Annotated in this window: 17 protein-coding genes and 1 pseudogene; 6 read left to right on the top strand and 12 right to left on the bottom strand. The window is 46.0% G+C overall.

Annotated features, from left to right (window positions below):
• Positions 1-2: 2 nt before the first annotated feature.
• Positions 3-560: a 6-phospho-3-hexuloisomerase gene (hxlB, locus tag V1501_RS07920; protein WP_409292431.1), complete on the top strand. Its 558-nt coding sequence runs from the start codon at positions 3-5 to the stop codon at positions 558-560.
• Between the two features lie 145 nt (positions 561-705).
• Here the strand turns inward: hxlB and glnA are convergent, their stop codons facing one another.
• From glnA to hflX, 4 genes are all read right to left on the bottom strand, one after another.
• Positions 706-2,040 (bottom strand): type I glutamate--ammonia ligase, encoded by a 1,335-nt coding sequence (gene glnA, locus V1501_RS07915; protein ID WP_409292430.1) that lies wholly within the window; start codon positions 2,038-2,040, stop codon positions 706-708.
• A gap of 50 nt (positions 2,041-2,090) precedes the next feature.
• Positions 2,091-2,492, bottom strand: a complete 402-nt coding sequence (locus V1501_RS07910) for a MerR family transcriptional regulator (RefSeq protein ID WP_409292429.1) — start codon at positions 2,490-2,492, stop codon at positions 2,091-2,093.
• A gap of 281 nt (positions 2,493-2,773) precedes the next feature.
• A complete protein-coding gene (locus tag V1501_RS07905; RefSeq protein ID WP_409292428.1) occupies positions 2,774-4,033 on the bottom strand; it encodes an aminotransferase class I/II-fold pyridoxal phosphate-dependent enzyme in 1,260 nt (419 codons plus the stop codon).
• Between the two features lie 13 nt (positions 4,034-4,046).
• Complete coding sequence (gene hflX / locus V1501_RS07900) at positions 4,047-5,297, bottom strand: GTPase HflX (protein WP_409293294.1); 1,251 nt, start codon at positions 5,295-5,297, stop codon at positions 4,047-4,049.
• 195 nt (positions 5,298-5,492) lie between these two features.
• Between hflX and V1501_RS07895 the strand changes: the two genes are divergently transcribed.
• Positions 5,493-6,110: a trimeric intracellular cation channel family protein gene (locus tag V1501_RS07895; protein ID WP_409292427.1), complete on the top strand. Its 618-nt coding sequence runs from the start codon at positions 5,493-5,495 to the stop codon at positions 6,108-6,110.
• 280 nt (positions 6,111-6,390) lie between these two features.
• Positions 6,391-7,413 carry an HD-GYP domain-containing protein gene (locus V1501_RS07890; protein WP_409292426.1) on the top strand — a complete coding sequence of 341 codons (1,023 nt, stop codon included), beginning with the start codon at positions 6,391-6,393 and terminating at the stop codon, positions 7,411-7,413.
• Positions 7,414-7,467: 54 nt separating this feature from the next.
• Here the strand turns inward: V1501_RS07890 and V1501_RS07885 are convergent, their stop codons facing one another.
• The 6 genes from V1501_RS07885 to V1501_RS07860 all read right to left on the bottom strand — a co-directional run bounded on the left by V1501_RS07885 (position 7,468) and on the right by V1501_RS07860 (position 12,698).
• Positions 7,468-7,713 (bottom strand): glutaredoxin family protein, encoded by a 246-nt coding sequence (locus V1501_RS07885; RefSeq protein WP_409292425.1) that lies wholly within the window; start codon positions 7,711-7,713, stop codon positions 7,468-7,470.
• A 15-nt stretch (positions 7,714-7,728) separates the two neighbouring features.
• Positions 7,729-8,694 (bottom strand): stage V sporulation protein K, encoded by a 966-nt coding sequence (spoVK, locus tag V1501_RS07880; RefSeq protein ID WP_409292424.1) that lies wholly within the window; start codon positions 8,692-8,694, stop codon positions 7,729-7,731.
• 283 nt (positions 8,695-8,977) lie between these two features.
• On the bottom strand, positions 8,978-9,214 hold the full coding sequence (gene hfq, locus V1501_RS07875; RefSeq protein ID WP_409292422.1) for an RNA chaperone Hfq: 237 nt from the start codon (positions 9,212-9,214) through the stop codon (positions 8,978-8,980).
• Between the two features lie 29 nt (positions 9,215-9,243).
• The gene (miaA, locus tag V1501_RS07870) at positions 9,244-10,194 is read right to left on the bottom strand and encodes a tRNA (adenosine(37)-N6)-dimethylallyltransferase MiaA (RefSeq protein ID WP_409293292.1); all 951 of its coding nucleotides are present in this window, start codon (positions 10,192-10,194) and stop codon (positions 9,244-9,246) included.
• 202 nt (positions 10,195-10,396) lie between these two features.
• Entirely contained in the window at positions 10,397-11,374 is a 978-nt protein-coding gene (locus V1501_RS07865) for a ring-cleaving dioxygenase (protein ID WP_409292421.1), read from the bottom strand.
• 355 nt (positions 11,375-11,729) lie between these two features.
• Complete coding sequence (locus V1501_RS07860) at positions 11,730-12,698, bottom strand: proline dehydrogenase family protein (protein ID WP_409292420.1); 969 nt, start codon at positions 12,696-12,698, stop codon at positions 11,730-11,732.
• A gap of 446 nt (positions 12,699-13,144) precedes the next feature.
• On the opposite strand from V1501_RS07860, the gene V1501_RS07855 reads away from it, so the two are divergent.
• From V1501_RS07855 to ndk, 3 genes are all read left to right on the top strand, one after another.
• Positions 13,145-13,576, top strand: a complete 432-nt coding sequence (locus V1501_RS07855; RefSeq protein WP_409292419.1) for a hypothetical protein — start codon at positions 13,145-13,147, stop codon at positions 13,574-13,576.
• A complete protein-coding gene (locus V1501_RS07850) occupies positions 13,564-13,851 on the top strand; it encodes a YxcD family protein (RefSeq protein ID WP_409292417.1) in 288 nt (95 codons plus the stop codon). The genes V1501_RS07855 and V1501_RS07850 overlap by 13 nt, the downstream gene beginning before the upstream one ends.
• A gap of 443 nt (positions 13,852-14,294) precedes the next feature.
• Positions 14,295-14,756, top strand: a complete 462-nt coding sequence (gene ndk, locus V1501_RS07845; RefSeq protein ID WP_409292416.1) for a nucleoside-diphosphate kinase — start codon at positions 14,295-14,297, stop codon at positions 14,754-14,756.
• Positions 14,757-15,247: 491 nt separating this feature from the next.
• Here the strand turns inward: ndk and mutL are convergent.
• Positions 15,248-17,142, bottom strand: a pseudogene (gene mutL, locus V1501_RS07840) (DNA mismatch repair endonuclease MutL).
• A 216-nt stretch (positions 17,143-17,358) separates the two neighbouring features.
• Positions 17,359-19,968: a DNA mismatch repair protein MutS gene (mutS, locus tag V1501_RS07835; protein ID WP_409292415.1), complete on the bottom strand. Its 2,610-nt coding sequence runs from the start codon at positions 19,966-19,968 to the stop codon at positions 17,359-17,361.
• Positions 19,969-19,987: the final 19 nt, after the last annotated feature.

The following is a 19,987-nucleotide window of genomic DNA, read 5'->3' as shown; positions in this document are numbered from 1 at the left end:
AAATGAATACGACTCAATATTTAGCCCAAGTCATCGACGAGTTAACCCGGTCCATTGGATTCATTTCTGATGAAGAAGCCGAGAAATTGGTGAATGCTATTCTGGAATCCAAGAAAGTATTCGTTGCGGGGGCTGGAAGATCCGGCTTCATGGCTAAATCCTTCACCATGCGTTTGATGCACATGGGGATAGACGCTTATATATTGGGGGAAACGGTGACCCCTCCCTTTCAGGAAGAGGATATCATCATTATCGGGACAGGCTCCGGGGAAACGAAAAGTCTGGTTACCGTGGCAGAAAACGCACGAAAAATCGGCGGAATGGTGGCAGCCGTGACCATTTCGCCACAATCCACCATTGGTCAATTGGCTGACTTCACAGTGAAGCTGCCAGGCTCTCCAAAAGACCAGGCAAAAGGGAATTATAAGACCATTCAGCCCATGGGCTCTCTGTTTGAACAGACCCTTTTGCTTCTTTTTGATTCCATCATCCTTCGGATTATGGAAAAAAAGGGATTGGATTCAAGTAAAATGTACGGTAAGCATGCGAACTTGGAATAAGCAGCATAGAGGCCGCCACGTGTTTTATAGACACATGGCGGCCTTTTCCCTGCCAGGGTATGTTACGTCATTCCCTGCTTCCTGAACACCAGTGAAAAGAAATGAAAAAAGCCCCTGACATAGTGCCGGGGGCTTCTTAAGAGAATTAATACATAGACATATACTGTTCTCTCTCCCAAGGATGAACCTGGGTGCGGAACATATCCCACTCAATCTCTTTAGCTTCGATGAAGTGCTCAAGAAGATGCTCGCCGAGCGCAGCCATGATAACTTCGTCTTTCTTGAGGTTTTCAAGTGCCGCGTAAAGGGTTGCCGGAAGATCTGTGATTCCTTCTTCTTCACGTTCTTCTTTGTCCATTACATAGATATTGCGGTTAACAGGTGCAGGCGGAGTCAGCTTGTTCTTGATTCCGTCAAGGCCGGCTTTCAGCAGTACAGCCATTGCAAGATACGGATTCGCTGCTGGATCTACACTTCGGACTTCAACACGTGTGCTTAGACCCCTTGATGCCGGGATACGGATCAGCGGACTGCGGTTCTGTGCAGACCAGGCAACATAGCAGGGAGCTTCATAGCCGGGAACCAGACGCTTATATGAGTTGACAGTCGGGTTCGTAACAGCCGTAAAGTTTGGTGCATGCTTGATGATGCCGGCGATGAACTGGCGGGCCGTTTCACTTAGCTCAAGATCTGCTCCTGTATCGTAAAATGCATTTTCTTTTCCGTTAAAAAGGGAAACGTTGCAGTGCATTCCGGAACCATTCACGCCGAACAGCGGCTTGGGCATGAAGGTCGCGTGCAGGCCATGCTTCCTGGCAATCGTTTTTACGACTAATTTGAATGTTTGGATATGATCGCATGCTGTTACTGCATCCGCATATTTAAAATCGATTTCGTGCTGTCCAGGAGCAACTTCATGGTGGGATGCTTCAATTTCAAAGCCCATTTCTTCCAGCTCAAGAACGATATCGCGGCGGCAATTTTCCCCAAGATCCGTCGGTGCAAGGTCGAAATATCCGCCTTTGTCGTTTAATTCAAGGGTAGGCTCGCCTTTTTCATCTAACTTGAAGAGGAAAAATTCCGGCTCAGGTCCGAGGTTAAAGTTCGTGAAGCCGAGCTCCTGCATCTCTTTCAAAATTCTTTTCAGATTGGCACGGGGATCTCCTTCGAATGGAGAGCCGTCCGGGTTATAGATATCACAGATCAGGCGTGCAACCTTCCCCTTTTCAGAAGTCCAAGGGAATACTACCCATGTATCAAGGTCCGGGAACAGGTACATATCTGACTCTTCAATGCGGACAAATCCTTCAATGGAGGAACCATCGAACATCATTTTATTATCCAGCGCTTTGCCTAACTGGCTGACCGGAATCTCAACGTTTTTGATTGTACCCAGAATGTCAGTGAATTGAAGGCGTACATATTTTACATTTTCTTCTTTAGCTAAACGTTCTACATCTTCACGAGTATACTTTGCCATGCTCTTTGTTTCCTCCCTGAATACTGTTTTTTAATAAGCATTTTTATTATTTAATGGAAAAAGCGAGACATATCCCCCTGTCGGAGGGAAGATTTATACTTGCCTGCCTGCATAAGCTCAGACCTGAGGAGCTTTCTGAGCTCCTGCTCTGATAAATCACGCTTCACTTTTTCACCCTGCTTAACATTAGTTAATAACTTTTGGTCTTCCTTCACTTCCATCAGCTTCTTGATGCCGGCAAGATTCACCTTTTGTTCGAGCAGTTCTTTGATCTCGAGCAGCCGGTCAATATCATTTAAGGAAAAAAGCCGGCGGTTTCCTTCTGTACGCTGCGGGGTAATGAGGCCATTTTCTTCATAATAGCGGATTTGGCGTGCCGACAGCTCCGTCAATTGCATCACCGACCCGATTGAAAAGATAGGCATTGAACGTCTTAGCTGGCTGCCGCTCACTCTTACTCCTCCTTTTATGAACTTTATAGACCCATTATATTCCCTGTCAGTAAATATGTCAAACAAATGTGAGGTTTTCTAACATCATATTTTTTTAGTTTGTAAGACTTATTATTAACCCGGGTCTTTACCTCGTTTCTAACCCTCAAAAACATTATTTCAAAGAAAAACCAGGTGATGCTGATTAGCAATACTTGGTATAGGCCGGAACATGCCTTGAAATTTTTCCTGTACATGCAGCATATTAAAAAAGACCTGCCTACCCGGCAGGCCTTCATTATTCAAATCAATTTCTTACTCATCAAAGAATCAATCGCACTCAACACCGCAATCTTAACATGGGCATACGTAAGACCGCCCTGTACGTAGGCAGTATATGGCGGCCTTGTCGGCCCGTCAGCAGTAAGCTCGATGCTTGCACCTTGAATGAAGGTGCCGGCTGCCATGATCACATCATCTTCGTAGCCGGGCATATAGCTTGGATACGGGGTGACATGGGAGTTTACCGGAGACGCAAATTGAATAGCCTGGCAGAAGGCGACCATTTTGGCTCTGTCTTCGAACTGGACAGACTGAATCAGGTCTGTTCGTTTTGCATCCCAGGCTGGATGCGTATTCATCCCCAGTTCAGATAACAGGGCCGAGGTGAAAATCGCGCCCTTCACAGCCTGCCCAGTTACATGCGGCGCAAGGAAAAAGCCCTGGTACATTTCCTGCAGGGAATATAGAGAAGCCCCCGCTTCAGCCCCGATGCCGGGCGAGGTAAGACGGTAGGAGCAGGCTTCAATCAGATCAGCCTTGCCGACGATATACCCTCCGGTCTTGGCAAGGCCGCCGCCGGGATTTTTAATAAGAGAGCCTGCCATCAGGTCTGCACCGACATGGCACGGCTCCCGATCCTCCACAAACTCACCGTAGCAGTTGTCTACAAACACGACAACATCTTCCTTGATTTCTTTGACAAACAAAATCATTTGTTTAATTTCTTCTATAGTAAAGGATGGCCGGACAGCATAGCCCTTGGACCGCTGGATTCCGATCATCCTCGTTTCCGGCTTGATGGCCCTGCCTACGGCTTCAAAGTCCACTTTCCCTTCCTTTAGACCGACTGCCTCGTAGCTGATATTGAATTCCTTCAATGATCCTGTGCCATTCCCTCTTATCCCGACGATTTCTTCAAGGGTATCATAGGGCTTGCCGGTGATATAAAGCAATTCATCGCCGGGGCGCAGAATTCCAAACAGCGCCGTTGAGATGGCATGGGTTCCTGAAATGATCTGAGGCCTTACAAGGCCTGCTTCCCCCCCGAAGACGTCTGCATAAATCAATTCAAGCGTATCGCGGCCCCTGTCATCATAGCCATAGCCTGTTGATGGAATGAAGTGCGAGTCACTGACCTGGTGTTCTTGGAAGGCCTTCAATACCCTGAATTGATTTTCTTCAATGCGCGCGTCTGCCTCCCGGTGAAGCTGGGCAATCTTTGTTTCAACTGTTCCGGAGAGCTGCTTCAGCTTTTCTCCATTTTGCAAAAAATCAAACATTCTCTCTGTTCCTCTATTCTTGTGTATATTTCATAAGCTGGCCTGTAACCGGGTGATCGGCGAGGCTGTATCCCACGCATTCATAGGTTTCCGTATCCTCATGAAATTTCAGGGTGCGGAGGATGGTTTCATTTTTAAGCTGTGACAGAAGTTTGCCTTCCCCTGAAGGTATGTAGACATGGTAGCTTTCCATTGATTTAATAATCTGCTCCTCGATTCGCGCCTTCAAGGTATCGATGTCACCCTCCTCAAGGGCGCTTATGATCATGGATGGATGCTTGGATACCGGCACGAAATCCGGATGCTGCTGATCCTTTTTATTATACACCGTGAGCTGTGGCAATTTATCAGCTTCCAGATCAGAAAGAAGGTTCATCACAGTTTTTTCATGATTAAAATAATCCGGGCTGGAACTATCCACGATATGCAGAAGCAGATCCGCCTCGGCCGTTTCTTCAAGGGTGGAACGGAATGCCGCTACAAGCGATGTTGGGAGGTCCTGGATGAATCCCACTGTGTCGGTGAGCAGAATTGTGAAACCGCTAGGCAGAATTACCTTTCTTGTCAGCGGGTCAAGAGTCGCAAACAGGAGATTTTCCTCGAATGCCCCTGCCTCCGTAAGCCGGTTAAACAGAGTGGATTTCCCAGCATTCGTATACCCGACAAGAGCCGCCTGGAACGTCTTGTTCCGCTTCCGGCGGTCCCTGTACCGCTCACGGTGATGAACGATGGTCGAGAGCTGGCCCTTGATATCATCCAGCCTCCTTCTGATATGCCTTCGGTCCGTTTCGAGTTTTGTCTCACCCGGCCCCCTCGTCCCGATCCCGCCCCCCAGACGGGACAATGCCAGTCCCTGCCCGACAAGCCTGGGCAGAAGATATTGAAGCTGTGCATGCTCAACCTGCAGTTTCCCTTCTCTGGACTGGGCTCTTTGGGCGAAGATATCCAGTATCAGCTGTGTACGGTCAATCACTCTTGCTTCAAAGCTTTCTGACAGGTTCCGGATCTGGCTTGGCGACAGTTCGTCATTAAAGATGATGATATCCGGCTCCAGCTCCTCCGCAAGCATCTTCAGTTCTTCTACTTTTCCTTTGCCGATATATGTTGCCGGGTGGGCCCGGTCCCTTTTCTGTGACATTTCAGCAAGGACTTCACCCTGCGCTGTCTTAGTCAGCGATGCAAGCTCGTCCATGCTGTATTCGAATCTAAGGTCATCATCCGAAAACTGGCATCCGACGAGGATGGCCCGCTCTTTTTGTTCCATTTCCAATACATCACATCCCTCATGTCATTTTCTGTTTCTATCATATCAAAAGTCTTAAGTTTATGCGAAACGCTCCCTGATTAGACCCTTTTTAAAATTAATTTCCTCTTGCAGCCAAAAAGCGTTTTCAAAGGGGGCACTTCATGGTAAAATCATTCCTGGTTTACCATCATCTTGAGGTTAGGAAGGATCATCATGACTTGGGAATTACTCAGCATCATAGGGACCATCGCTTTTGCCGTCAGCGGCGCCATTGTGGCGATGGAGGAAGAATATGATATTTTGGGAGTTTATATATTGGGAATTGTGACAGCATTCGGCGGGGGTGCCATCCGAAACCTCTTAATCGGGGTTCCTGTTACATCATTATGGGATCAAAGCATGGGCTTTAAGACAGCCCTCCTTGCCATCACCATTGTTTTCCTTTTTCCATCCAGATTTCTTAAGCACTGGAATGTTTGGGGGAATTTTACGGATGCCATCGGCCTTTCCGCCTTTGCCATCCAGGGTGCCCTGTATGCAGTGAAGATGGATATGCCGCTAAGCGGAGTTATTGTGGCAGCCGTGCTGACCGGGAGCGGCGGAGGGATTATCCGCGATCTCCTCGCCGGCAGGAAGCCGCTTGTTTTCCGGGATGAAATATATGCAGTCTGGGCGATCCTGTGCGGCGCCTTAATCGGCTGGGGCTTTGCCGATAACACCATTGAACTGTATGCCTTGTTTCTCACTGTAACCATACTGCGGGTGCTCTCTTACAAACTAAAGTGGCGCCTGCCATACAGAGGTCTGTCAACGGCAGATAAATCAGCATAAATTGCAGGAAAGCAGAGAAAATATTCTCTGCTTTTTCTGTAGAAAAAGGGCGGCTCTGCAGGGATCATGAGGTTTATGAGCTGTGTGTTAACATTATTATCTTTTTACTTTTCCTGATGTGCCTTGCGGCCTGCGGGCAGATAACTTACCTTCAGCCTCACAATTCCCTGGCAGGGCTCTCTATAAAAGAATTTTCTCCTGCCGATATTGAATTTAAGAACGTTTTCTATTACTATAGAATCATATTAAAGGAATATTTTTACTTTCCAAGGAGAAAAACATGGCACAATTAGCGATTAAGGCAGGAATGGTCCTCGCTGGACATGTTTATTCAGAGTCCGGGGCCCTGCTCCTCAGAACGGGAACTATACTAAACGAGCATCATATCGAACTGCTCCATAAACACAAAATTAAAAGCATGGACACTGACAATCTTCAAAAGAGTGAGAATCCGCTAAAAGAAGCTGAGGAAAGTTATTGCAATATTCTTACTGATTTAACTTCTGCTTATAAAAGTTTGCGTGATAAAGAAACCCTCGACGACCTGGAGACCGGGGAAATGCTGAATTGCTCCAATGAGCTTGATCAAAAAGCTGATTTGGATGTAATCCAGCTGAAGGAGCAGATTAAGCAGGATGATTATCTGTACCACCACAGCTTGAATGTCGGACTGATTTCGAAGCATATTGGAAAGATCCTGGGTCTTGGCAGGGAAGAACAGAGACTGCTTGTACAGATGGGGATATTCCATGACATCGGAAAATTCAAGATAGATCCGGTTATTATCAATAAACCTGCACGGCTTACTGATGAAGAATATAATGAAGTGAAAAATCATTCCATTTATGGCTATGATTTAATTAAAGGGACCAGCCTGAAGAATGAAATTAAGCTGGGGACTCTCCTTCACCATGAACGGCTTGACGGCTCAGGTTATCCTAAAGGCCTGAAGGCAGGGGAAATACCTTTCTTGGTAAGGATTTTGTCTGTCGCAGATACCTTTGATGCGATTTGTTCCAGGCGAGTGTACAAAGGGGAATCCTCCATTCTATTTGCAGTCGAGGAGCTTTTGGAGGATGCTGCTAAAGGTAGACTGGACAGCGCAATTGTCAGGCCTTTTACAAAGGATTTAATGAAGGCAGTCATCGGAAAAAGCATAAAGCTTAGAAATGGCCAATCAGCGGTGATCACATCCGTGCATCCAGACCGGCCGAATTATCCTGTTTTAAATATTGAAGGCTATCCCCCGCTCGATCTGAATGAAGCCAATCTGGCATTGAAGCAGGTAGCCTACTTAAACTGAACCGGACGTATTGTAAAAGCTGCAGAGAGTTATCCCTGCAGCTTTTTTTGTTTATCAGATTACATCCTGGTGGACGAAGGTCATGATGGCCTGCGGATCGAATCCATATACCCAGTTTCCGTTGACCTTGATCTGAGGCACACCCATCTGTCCGGTTTCCTCCACAAGTTTTTGTGCTGCATCTATATCCTCCTGGACATTGACTTCCTTAAAGGCAAGTCCCTGTTCAGTAAGAAAATTTTTTGCATGGATGCAGTAAGGGCAGGTATTTGTGGTATACACGGTAATATTGTTATCCATTCTTCTTCCTCCTCCTTAATGATAAGAACCTTCCTCCCGGCTTTCGATGGCGAGGTCCACACTCCGGATTGTAATGAGCTCTGTTTTATCATAGCTGTCACCCAGCAAAACCCGCATCGCCTGGGCCCGTATCGACTTTTCAATCAAATTGCGGATATACCGGCCATTTGAAAAGCTGACTGGATTCACTTCATGTTTAATGTAGCTCAAGTGGGCGCGGATCTTTCTTTCGGCATCGGCACTGAAGATATACTCCTTTTCCTTCAGCATCTTCCCGGCTATTTCCATAAGCTCTTCCACTGTGTAGTCCGGAAAATCTACAACTATGGGGAACCTTGAGTGCAGTCCGGGATTCAGTGAAAGGAAAAAGGACATTTCACGGGAATAGCCAGCCAGGATCAGCACGAATTCATGCTGCCGGTCTTCCATATGCTTCACCAGTGTATCAATGGCCTCCTTGCCGAAATCCTTTTCGCCGCCCCTGCCAAGCGAATATGCTTCATCAATGAACAAAATGCCGCCAATTGCTTTTTTGATCAAATCCCTTGTTTTCTGGGCTGTATGGCCGATATATTCACCAACAAGGTCGGCGCGTTCCGCTTCGATGAGATGTCCCTTGGAGAGCACATTCATCTGTTGAAAAAGCTTGCCAATAAGCCGTGCTACTGTTGTTTTACCCGTTCCTGGATTACCTTTAAACATCATATGAAGAGCCTGCTTCTCCGCTCTAAGGCCAGACTCCTCCCTTTTTTTATTCACATAGATCCAGGCATAGATCTCTTTGATCACTTTCTTCATCTCAGCCATCCCAATTAGAGAGCCGAGTTCTTTCTCTATTTCTAAAAGCGGAGTGTGGCGATGCTTGATATCGGCTGTTTCCAAAGCCCGCGGCACTTCCTTCTTGATTGGCTGCCTGCGTTTCTGGCCGCTCAAAACAATATTGATTTGTCCATTATTTTTCATCCGAAAAGGCTGTTCCACTCTCCATTCACCTCTCGTTCAAATCAGGGATACGGCGGGTTGTGGGGCAGTCCCCCGGATACTGCCCCTGCGAGGCAAGACTGCACTCCCGGGAAATTAGGGACTGTCCCCCTTTAAAATCCACCCCGAATATTGTCAAAATCTGCGCTTTCCCGAGAAATAATGCTTCTTTTCAATATATTCGAAGGGAGGGTAAAATATCATCTTTTCTTTTAGGATTCTATATTATGTCCACAAGAAAAGCGGCCGTAATTGCGGCCGCTTCGACAGGTATAGGATGGGATTACGATTCTTTGCCTTCAAAATCAATCTGGACATTGCGCTGGGGTGCAAAAGTAGAAATGGCATGCTTGTAGACAAGCTGCTGTTTTCCTTCACTCTCAAACAGTACGGTAAAGTTGTCAAATCCTTTTATCTGCCCTCTGATTTGGAATCCATTTAATAAAAAGACAGTAACATATGTACCTTCTTTTCTTAATACATTTAACACCTGGTCCTGAATATTTACTGATTGCTTCATGAATATGTCCTCCTCTGGTCTCTCTATTTTTATCTATTCGCCTTTATTTTCAGCTTTCCTGCAATAAAAGCGGATATATCTTCAACTTTTTTCGAAAAAGGCTCCCCGCTTCCCATGTCGAACCAGGCTACCTCCATCTTGTTGCGGAACCAGGTCAGCTGCCGCTTTGCATAGCGCCTGGAATTCTGTTTTAGGTTTTCAAGGGCTTGTTCAAAAGAGACAATGCCGTCAAAATAATCATACAGCTCCTTATAGCCGATCGCCTGGATGGACTGGCATTCCCTGAGGCCCTGTCTGTAAAAAGTCTGTACCTCCTGCTCAAGTCCCTGGGCCGCCATGATATCCACTCGCTGATTGATCCTGCTGTAGAGTTTTTCGCGTTCCATATCAAGGCCTACCACAAGAGAATCATACTTCAATTCCTTCGGCTGGTTCTCAAGCTGTTCGCTCATGGTCCTTCCGGTACAATGATAAATTTCCAGGGCCCGAATCACCCGCCTGGTATTTTGATAGGGGATGCGTGCAGCACTTTCAGGGTCCACTGCCTGGAGCTCACGGTAGACAGCCTCGGGGCCGAGTGCAGCTGCCCTTTCTTCAAGCAGTCCCCTGTACGCTTCGTCAGACGGCATATCTGGAAACTGATAGCCATAGAGGACTGACTGTATGTATAATCCTGTTCCTCCCGCGATGATGGGAAGCCTGCCCCGTGCGGTTATGTCGGAAATCAGTCCGCTTGCAAGCCGCTGGAATTCTGCAGCATTGAAGCTTTCCTGCGGATCTTTAATGTCTATTAGATGATGAGGGATACCATCCATCTCGGCAGGGGTAATTTTAGCTGTCCCGATATCCATCCCCCGGTAGATCTGCATAGAGTCGCCGCTGATGATCTCACCATTAAACCTTTGGGCAAGTTCGACACTCAAGCGTGTTTTGCCGACTGCCGTAGGACCGATAATGGCCAATACCTTTTCTTTTGCCAACTTTTTCACTGCCTTACTTCTTTTTTTCCTATCTTACCATAATGTAACAAAGCAGTTGAACATCTAACTATTATAGTTAAATAAAGTTGAGAATATACTATTTAAACATGAAAATTTATCCTTTATGTTTTTTACCCATAATATTCAAGGAAAAACTTCCTGCGAAAAGAAAAAGGCGGATACAAAATATCCGCCACTTCCTTTATTCTTTCTCGAAATCCATAGTGCTGCGAACTGTATCGATCGGTCTGACAAGCGATTCAATCTGCTCTCGTTTGGATTCTAAAAATGGCGGCAGAGAAAGTTTTTCCCCAAGCGTCTCATATGGTTCATCCCCCATGAAGCCTGGTCCGTCTGTTGCGAATTCAAACAGGATCTGTGGAGCGACCCGCGTATAAAGCGACTGGAAGAAGAATCTGTCCACAAAACCGGAAGTCTGGAATCCAAATTCTTCCATGCGCCCGATCCATTCTTCAAGAACTGAGCGGTCTTCCACACGGAATGCCGCATGGTGGACGGTTCCATACCCTTGCCGGGCATCTGGAAGGACTGAATTATGCTCCACTATGATGGAAGCCCCGTTTCCGCCTTTTCCTGCTTCAAACAGGTGGAAAGCCCCTTCTTTTTGCACTTCTCTAAACAACAAAACCTTTTCTAATACTTCTTTAAAGAAGTCGAAATTTGCTACCCTGACAAAAACTGGTCCAAGTCCGGTTATTGCATAATGAAGCGGAACTGGCCCTTTCTGCCACGGTGTCCCGGATTCTATTCCTTCATCTAACTCATCTGAAATGAGTTGATATTTTTGATCATCAAAATCAACGAAAGACAGAGTTTTTGTTCCGAACTGCTCCTTGATTCCCTCGTGCTTCACTTCTAAGCGGTCAAATCTTTCAACCCAATAATCCAGGGCTGCATCACTCGGGACCCGGAAGGATGTTTTGGATATTTCATTTGTCCCATGTACCCCTTTAGGGATGCCCGGGAAATCAAAGAACGTCATATCCGTGCCGGGGCTGCCGGTATCGTCCGCAAAGAAGAGATGGTATGTCTGGATGTCATCCTGATTTACCGTTTTCTTTACCAGCCGCATGCCAAGAACATAGGTAAAAAACTCGTAATTCTTTTCAGCGCTGCTGGTAATGGCTGTGACATGATGAATTCCTTTTAAGTGGTTCATTTGTAATTCCCTCCTGATATATAAGTTAACATTACTATTGTATATATTTCTTCCGTTGGACAAACATATATCTCAATATAAAATATCTTTAATTAAAGATAATGCAGAATGGATAGATTGTCAAATATTCTGCAAGGATTTCAATACCCGTAAATGAATAAAATCAAAAATATATTTAAAATTAACCTCTCGCCCTGCCGGATTTCCGGAGTTCCGGCCAGTTTGCTTGCTGTGTGAAAACCTTGAAGTGCCCACCCACAAGCTTAGGGGGCATTCTTCATGCTATCCAGGCATAAAACATTAAAAAAAGAAAGTGTCCCAAAGATTATATTCTTTGGAACACCCTCTTCATCTGTTACTTTTTCTTCGTCAGTCTGCCAAGCAGGAACGCACCTGCGGCTACTCCAAGGAATGTATTCGTTTTCTTATTGAAAACCTGTTTGGCCACCAGATTGAGATTTTGCGGCCTTTCCGCAAGACGGCGCATGAAGTACCCATACCAATCCTGGCCAAAAGGCACATACGTACAAAAATTATAACCTTCGGATGCCAGCTTCAGCTGCATGTCTTTTCTGAATCCGTACAGCATCTGGAATTCGAACTTCTCATTCGGGATATTGTGAACCCTTACAAAATCCTTTACATGATGAATAACCCTGTGATCATGCGTGGCAATGGAAGTGAATTTCCCATTAAGAAGATGCCATTCTATCAAGCTGATAAAATTTTCATCTATTTCCTTCTTATCCTGATAGGCCAGTTCAGCAGGCTCTTTATAAGCACCCTTTACTATGCGGAGACGGAAATTTTTATATTTTTTAATATCTTCTGCGGCCCTGAAGAAATAGGCCTGGATGACGGTCCCGACATTGTCATACCGTGCAGAAAGCTCATCCAGTATGTCAAACGATGGCTGCAGGCGCTTATTGTCTTCCATGTCCATATTCACGAAGATATCATATCTAGCTGCCCGTTCCACGATCTCCCTGATGTTTTCCAAACAGAACTCATAGTCAATATCAAGGCCGACCTGTGACGGCTTGAGTGAGATATGCGCATCGACACCGCTTTCATTTATCGCCTCAATAACAGCAAGAATCTGCTCCTTTGCTTCACGGGCTTCTTCCTTTTCAAAAACGAATTCACCCAGGTTATCTACTGTACATGAAATACCGTGTGCGTTAAGCTCTTTTATGCTTTGGATGGTTTCTTCAATGTTCGTCCCGGCTACAACACTCTGTGCCCCGAGCTTCAGGCCATACTTTTTAGCGGCGCTATTTAAAAATTCATTTTGAGAGAGGCTTATAAACAAATCTTTTAACATAGTCATTTCCCCTAATTCATAAGTTATTTACTCCATCATTATAACATGCTTTTTTAATATAATATATTTTTCAAATTTTCCAATTAAACTATTGAATTGTCTTCATAGAGAGCGTATTAAGAGCGCCGGCATTGACATTTTCCCTGCCTTGCCGTAGAATATAGGTACAGCAGGAAATTTAATTTAGCTCCAAAGGGGAGTAGCTTACAGGTATGTCGTCAATACGTGATGTTTCATCACCGGCATGTCTGGCAACCTAAAAAGTTGTTTGCGAGACCTTTGCCATATTGGTAAAGGGATAACAATGGACATTTCTTCAAAGACCTTTACCACTACATTGGTAAAGGTCTTTTTATATATTAAGGAGGAGATGGAGAGGTAAACATTCGTTTAATCTTCTGAAAAACGGTAATAACATAAGAAAAACAACCAGGAGGAAACTATCCATGAAAAAATTTATGTCAGCCATTCTCTCTGCCGCCCTTATTTTCTCGCCCGTCGGCCACTACGTCTTCCATGATCAGGGACAGAAAGTTGAAGCCCGTGGTTACAAGTCAGGAAAGAGAAGCTTTAATACAAATGGAAGCACAACCAAAAATTCACCATACTACCAAAACAAAAAACAAAGCCCATCCGCCTATTCCAAGTCAGCCGCGCAAAAGCGTAAGTCCGGTGGTTTCATGAGAGGATTGATGTATGGCGGCATCGCCGGACTTCTGTTCGGAAGCATGTTTGCCAATATGGGCTCTTTCGGATCACTCCTTGGCATGATGGTGAACCTGCTGGCCATCTATTTTGTCTTTTCATTGATCCGCAGTTTCTTTGCCGCAAGGAGATATAAAAGACAGCAAGAGGATTATCGTTCATGGAGAAACTGATCGTATCAGAGCAGGAAATCATCAACGCAGTCTGCGTTTATGTGGCCCGTAAAAAACAGCTAGAGCCCCAGGAGGTTGAAGTCGAGTTGATTCATGACGATGACTACGGGTTTTCGGCTGAAGCCTATGCTGAAGGACGAAAGCAGGTGCTGATCATGGCCAATCTGATTGAAGCTTTGCGATTGTGGCTGGATGAATACCTGGGCCGGGATCCTTACGCCGGGATAAGGCTGGTTTTGGATGATGAAATGGGCATTATCGCCGAGGTTGGGTAAACCATTCACTCATCGGCTAATAGATTAGAAGTCTTACTCTGCTAAATATGATTAAATTAAGATGGGTCCTTACTAATGGATCCATCTTTTTTTGATTGCCGGTATACCTTTAATCTATAAAGTAATTATTATTACCCCTTTGTTGGTGAGCATTCATGCATGAGGCAGCCCTCAAATATTTGAGGAGCTGCTTTCTTTCTTTTTGACCAGCTCACAGCACTTCTCTATTAAGCTGGTTAAAGGACCAGCATGAATTTTACATGCTGATGTACTGCTCTATAAGGGATTCTGATATCATTAACTTCCCTCCCTTCTCTTAATTATTTTTATCTTCCTTTGTATAATCTGCCGGGTTCTTTCCCATAATGGAAGTGTTAACCCATCTATTCAGTGTCATAATCACAGGGCCGCGAATAGGAACTTATGTAGAAGAAGGTGATCGAATGACAGTACAGCGCACATTCATCATGATAAAACCGGATGGAGTAAAACGGGGATTAATCGGCGAGGTCATCAGGCGTTTTGAACAAAAAGGCTTTTCCTTATTAAATGCAGAGCTCATGTTGGTCGACCGTTCAAAGGCTGAATATCATTATATGGAACATCAGGAGAAGCCATTTTTCGGTGAATTGGTGGATTTTATAACCTCCGGTGCTGTTTTTGCAATGGTATGGGAAGGTGAAAATATAATAGAAATTTCACGCCTTATGATCGGAAAGACAAGCCCGGCAGAAGCCCTGCCAGGTACCATACGCGGTGACTTTGCCAACTCAAAAGAAGAAAATGTGATCCATGGTTCTGATTCTCTCTTAAGTGCAGAGCGTGAGATCGAAAATTTCTTCAATCTGCTGAAGAAGCGCAGCACAGCGGATGATTCTCCCGTTGAAAAGCGAAAGTCTGTTTAAGTGAATCAGTAATCCCCCCTGACTTCTTACCAGGGGGGATTTTATTTTCACATATAATGCCGGAACTTTTAATCTAGTTCTAAAAATATTGGATTTAATTCCTTAGATTTTACTAAGATATTTAAAGAGCCGTAATTAAAATTGACTTCGACGGCCATGAATGAGCAGTTACTTGCGAAATCGGACACTCTCCTTGCCAGTCAGAGCCTTTTGCTTGCCGAAATTACCATTTACTTGCGAAACCTATGATTTCCTTCACAAAAACAGGCATTTACTTGCGGATAGGATTCCACCTGTTGCCGCTGGTGTTGGCTGGATGAGAAAGCTATCCTGTTCAAGCTGAATTCTTGAAGTATGAGAATGAAGAGGTGCTTGAACTGGCCTGTTCTCTTATTAATACTTGAAGTTCTAACCCACAATCTACTAGAAAAAGAAAAAGCATCATCTGTGAAGATGATGCTTCCTTAACCTGTTCCTGCTGTCACACACTGCTACATCACCCGCTTGAACATCTTCTCCATCTCATAGGTGGAATAATGGATGATGATAGGCCGCCCGTGAGGGCATGTAAAGGGGTCAGAAGACCTTCTCAATTCATCAAGCAGAGCCTGCATATCTTCGTGTCTGAGATAGTGGTTGGCCTTTATGGAGCCTTTACAGCTCATAAGGATGGCTGCTTCCTCCCTCAGCTTTTTGATATCCACCTTTTTGACCGACAGGACCTGCTGAATCATTTCATCTATGATCTGCTGTTCCATTCCTTTTGGGAACCACTGAGGATGGGAACGGACAATAAAGGAATTATGCCCGAATTCTTCAAGGAAAACCCCTACCGCTTCGAGCTCTGATTTATTCTCCTGGATACGGATGACTTCATCGGTGGAATATTCAAGCGTGATTGGGATTAGCATCTCCTGCAGTTCGCTTTCCACCTGCCCCACTTTTTCACGGAAATATTCATATTTGATACGCTCCTGTGCAGCATGCTGATCGATGATATACAGGCCTTTTTCATTCTGTGCCAGGATATAGGTGCCGTGCATCTGGCCAATTGGATACAGCACAGGCACTCTCTCAGAGGCCTCAGGGACGGGAGCCGCTTCCGGCTGTTCCAAGTGTGTTTCTGGTTCTGCCTCAATTGATAAAATATCCGCATAGTCCGGTGCTTTATATCCAGCAGGTTCTGGCTGCCTGTTCTGTATGGCATGGATCACCGGCTGATAATCTGACAGCGTCCCTGCAGGATTCCCATCTTCCCTCATGAGAGGAACTGAGCTTTTATTTTCCCTGACCTGCTCCAGTTCCGAACGGTTCGGGACCTGGTTTGTTTGAAACTCGAAGGCTGCCTGCACGCTTTCATCCTTCTCCTTTTCCTTACAGGAGAGTTGCCCGGGATGAGCTGCTTTGTTTTAAAGGCATTTTTGATAGTTTGTGAAATCAGCTCAAACAGTTCTGCTTCTTTACTCAGCCTGACTTCCATTTTGGATGGATGAACATTCACATCCACAAGAAGCGGATCCATTTCGATCGATAGCATCGCAATCGGATACCTGCCGATCGGGAGCAGAGTATGATAGCCCTCCATGACGGCTTTGGCCAGGGTATAGTTTTTAATGAACCGTCCATTGATCATAGTCGAGATATAATTCCGGGAAGCCCTTGTCACTTCCGGCAGGGACACATAGCCGTGGACCTCGAAGTCCAGCGACCTGCCCCTGACCGGCACCATTGTTTTGGCAATGCCGAGGCCGTAGATGGCTGCAAGCACCTGCTGGATATTATTATTTCCGTTGGTGTGAAGCAGCTTTTTTTCATTATTAATAAGCTTGAAAGATACATTCGGATTGGATAGCGCCAGCCTGTTTACCGTATCTGTGATGTTGCCAAGCTCCGTATGGATCGATTTCATATATTTCAATCGGGCGGGGGTGTTAAAGAACAAGTCGGCGACTGTAATATCGGTCCCTTTTCGGCTTGAACAGCCCACGTGTTCCTTCAGTTCCCCGCCTTCAAAGACCACTTTTGTACCCGGTCCTTCCCCTGTGCTGGTGCGAAGTTCAAGGCGTGATACAGAGGCTATGCTCGGCAGGGCCTCTCCGCGGAAACCAAGGGTCCGGATCCGGAAAAGATCCTGCTCATCCTTGATTTTGCTCGTAGCATGGCGCTCGAATGCTGTAAGGACGTCATCCGGTTCCAGGCCATGGCCGTCATCGATAATCCGGATGCTGGCAAGCCCCGCTTCCTCAAGGTGGATTTCTATCAGCCTGCTGTCTGCATCGATCGCATTTTCAACGAGCTCCTTCACTACAGATGCTGGCCGTTCGACCACCTCGCCGGCTGCGATTTTATTCGCAAGGGAATGATCCAGCTGAACGATTCTTCCCATATATAACACCTCCATCCTTCTTGCTGCGGGTCTTTCGGAACCCATTAATTAATGTATAAGCAATGGGCCACCCGTTTTTTAAATGCCTTTTCAAAGATTCAGAACCCACAGCCTGTCTCTAATTCAGAGGTGCTTCTGAATCATCCGGAACCTGCCTGTGCAGCTCCCCGAATCTACCGCAGCTATCCGAAAATCGTTTTGAAAGCTTCGGAAGGTTCAGCTCTTTATTTTCTTCTGTATGCTGAACAAGGCATTCATAGCCTCGAGCGGAGTCATTTCCAGAACACTTAATGATTTAAGCTCTTCAATCACTTTGGCTTCACGGGTATTGATTGCCTTCTGCTTTTCCTGTTTTCTCTCGCCAAAGAAAGACAGCTGTTCGTCCATTTTCACGTCTTCCCGGATAGTATTTTTTTCATCTGGGACAGGAGCGCCCCCATTGCGTTCCGGTTTTTCCTTTTCAAGCTCTAAAAGGATTGAATTAGCGCGGCTGATCAGTTTTTCCGGCAGCTCGGCAAGCTGTGCAACATGAATGCCATAGCTTTTGTCTGCTGCTCCTTCTTTCACTTTATGAAGGAAGACCACTCTTCCATTCTGCTCGACGGCACTCACATGGACATTTTTCACTCTGTCCAGACGTCCGCCTAATACCGTAAGCTCATGATAGTGTGTGGAAAAAATTGTCTTTGCGCCGATTTCATCATGAATATATTCAATGATTGACTGAGCCAGGGCCATTCCGTCATAAGTCGATGTCCCCCGGCCAATTTCGTCAAATAATATCAGGCTGTCTCCGGTTGCATGGTCGATGGCATGTTTTGCTTCAAGCATCTCGACCATGAATGTGCTCTGGCCGGAAATCAAATCATCGGCAGCACCGATCCTTGTGAACACTTTATCGAATATGGGCAGTACCGCCTCGTCGGCCGGCACAAAACAGCCGATTTGTGCAAGGATCGCCGTCAGGGCAACCTGCCTCATAAAGGTACTTTTACCAGACATATTAGGTCCGGTAATCAGGAGGACTTCCCTCTCCTCATCCATCCTGATGGAATTGGGCACATACTCCTGGGCGCCCATTACCTTTTCAACGACTGGATGCCGGCCATTTTTAATGTCAAGGACCTTGTCATCAGAGAATACAGGCTTCACAAAGCGCCTTTGTTCACTGACAGCTGCGAAGCACTGGAGGGCATCAAGCTCGCTGATGATCCTGGCAAGCTTCTGAAGTCTTGCGATATAGGTTTTCACCATCTCCCTAAGCTTCAGGAACAATTCGTATTCAAGGCTTATGCTTTTTTCCTCGGCCTGGAGGATCAATGCTTCTTTTTCCTTCAGTTCCGGAGTGATAAATCGTTCTGCGTTTGATAATGTCTGCTTCCGCTCATAGCGCTCATCCTGAAGCAGATGGAGATTCGGCCGTGTGATCTCAAGATAATAGCCAAAAATACGGTTATAGCCTATTTTAAGTGACCGGATTCCTGTTCTTTCACGCTCTGACTTTTCCAGCTGTGCAATCCAGTCCTTTCCATTCCTGCTCGCATCACGGTAGGTGTCAAGCTCCTCGCTGAAGCCGTCCCGGATGATATTCCCTTCCTTCACAGAAAGGGGGGGATTGTCAGAAATCGCCTTCTCAAGATGTTCAGCCAGTTCTCCGCAAGGATCCATTTCCTCCGCAAACAGCGCTCCCCTGCCGCCCATCCTGCCCAGCACCTCCATGATGTAAGGTACCTGCTGCAGGGATCGTTTCAGCTGAAGAAGGTCCCGGGCGGAAACATTACCAAACGCCACCCTGCCTGCCAATCGTTCAAGGTCATATACTTCTTTTAATAATTCGCGGAGCTCCTCCCTCTCGAAGTATTGCTCGAGAAATTGGGATACAAGCTCCTGCCTCTCCTCAATCTGCTGCCGGCTTATGAGAGGCCTGTCGATCCATTGCTTCAGGACCCTTCCTCCCATGGCGGTCTTCGTTTCATCAAGAAGCCATAGGAGCGTTCCTTTTTTCCCTTTGGACCTAACGGTTTCAGTCAGCTCAAGATTCCGTTTTGAGTGGTAATCAATTTTCATATGCTGGGTGCTTTCATAGAACGCGACCGGCTGCAGATGATCCAGGCTCCGCTTCTGGGTCCTGAATAGATAACGGAGAAGCCGCGCCACAGTTGCGACCAGCTCATCCTGATGCTGGACGGCCTTGATTAAATGGGCAAATTCTTCATAATCCGTATGTAATTCCTCGTAGGAAATGGCCGCATTCCGGTCTGAAAGCATCCTTTTAAAATTCTCGTGCAGTTCCCTGTCAATGACAACTTCCCTGGCCCCCAGCACCGCAATTTCATTAGCCGCTTCCTGGAAGCCGCCTTTGATGATTGTCGCCCTGAGTTCACCCGTTGATAAATCATTATAGGCAAGGCCGAACGAATGATCATCCAGATGGGTAAGCGTTGCAATGAAAACATTTTCTTTATCTGTGATCCCTTTCCCTTCCATCATTGTCCCGGGAGTGATGAGCTGGACCACTTCGCGCCTGACAACGCCTTTTGCCTGTTTCGGATCTTCTGTCTGCTCACAGATGGCAACCTTATATCCCCTGGACACAAGCTGTTCAATATAATTCGGTGCCGCATGATAAGGCACCCCGCACATCGGGATGCGGTTCTCGCTGCCTCCGTCACGGCTGGTTAATGTAATTTCAAGCTCCTGGGATGCACGCTCTGCATCCTCAAAGAACATTTCATAAAAGTCTCCTAAGCGAAAAAATAAAAAGGCATCCTGGTACTCTGCCTTGATTCGTAAATATTGCTGCATCATTGGCGTATAGCCTGCCATATCAATTCAAAACCTTTCC

The organism is Paraperibacillus esterisolvens (genome assembly GCF_046237625.1).
GTDB classification, from domain to species: domain Bacteria; phylum Bacillota; class Bacilli; order Bacillales; family DSM-1321; genus Paraperibacillus; species Paraperibacillus esterisolvens.
This window is presented reverse-complemented; position numbering and strand designations above follow the sequence as displayed.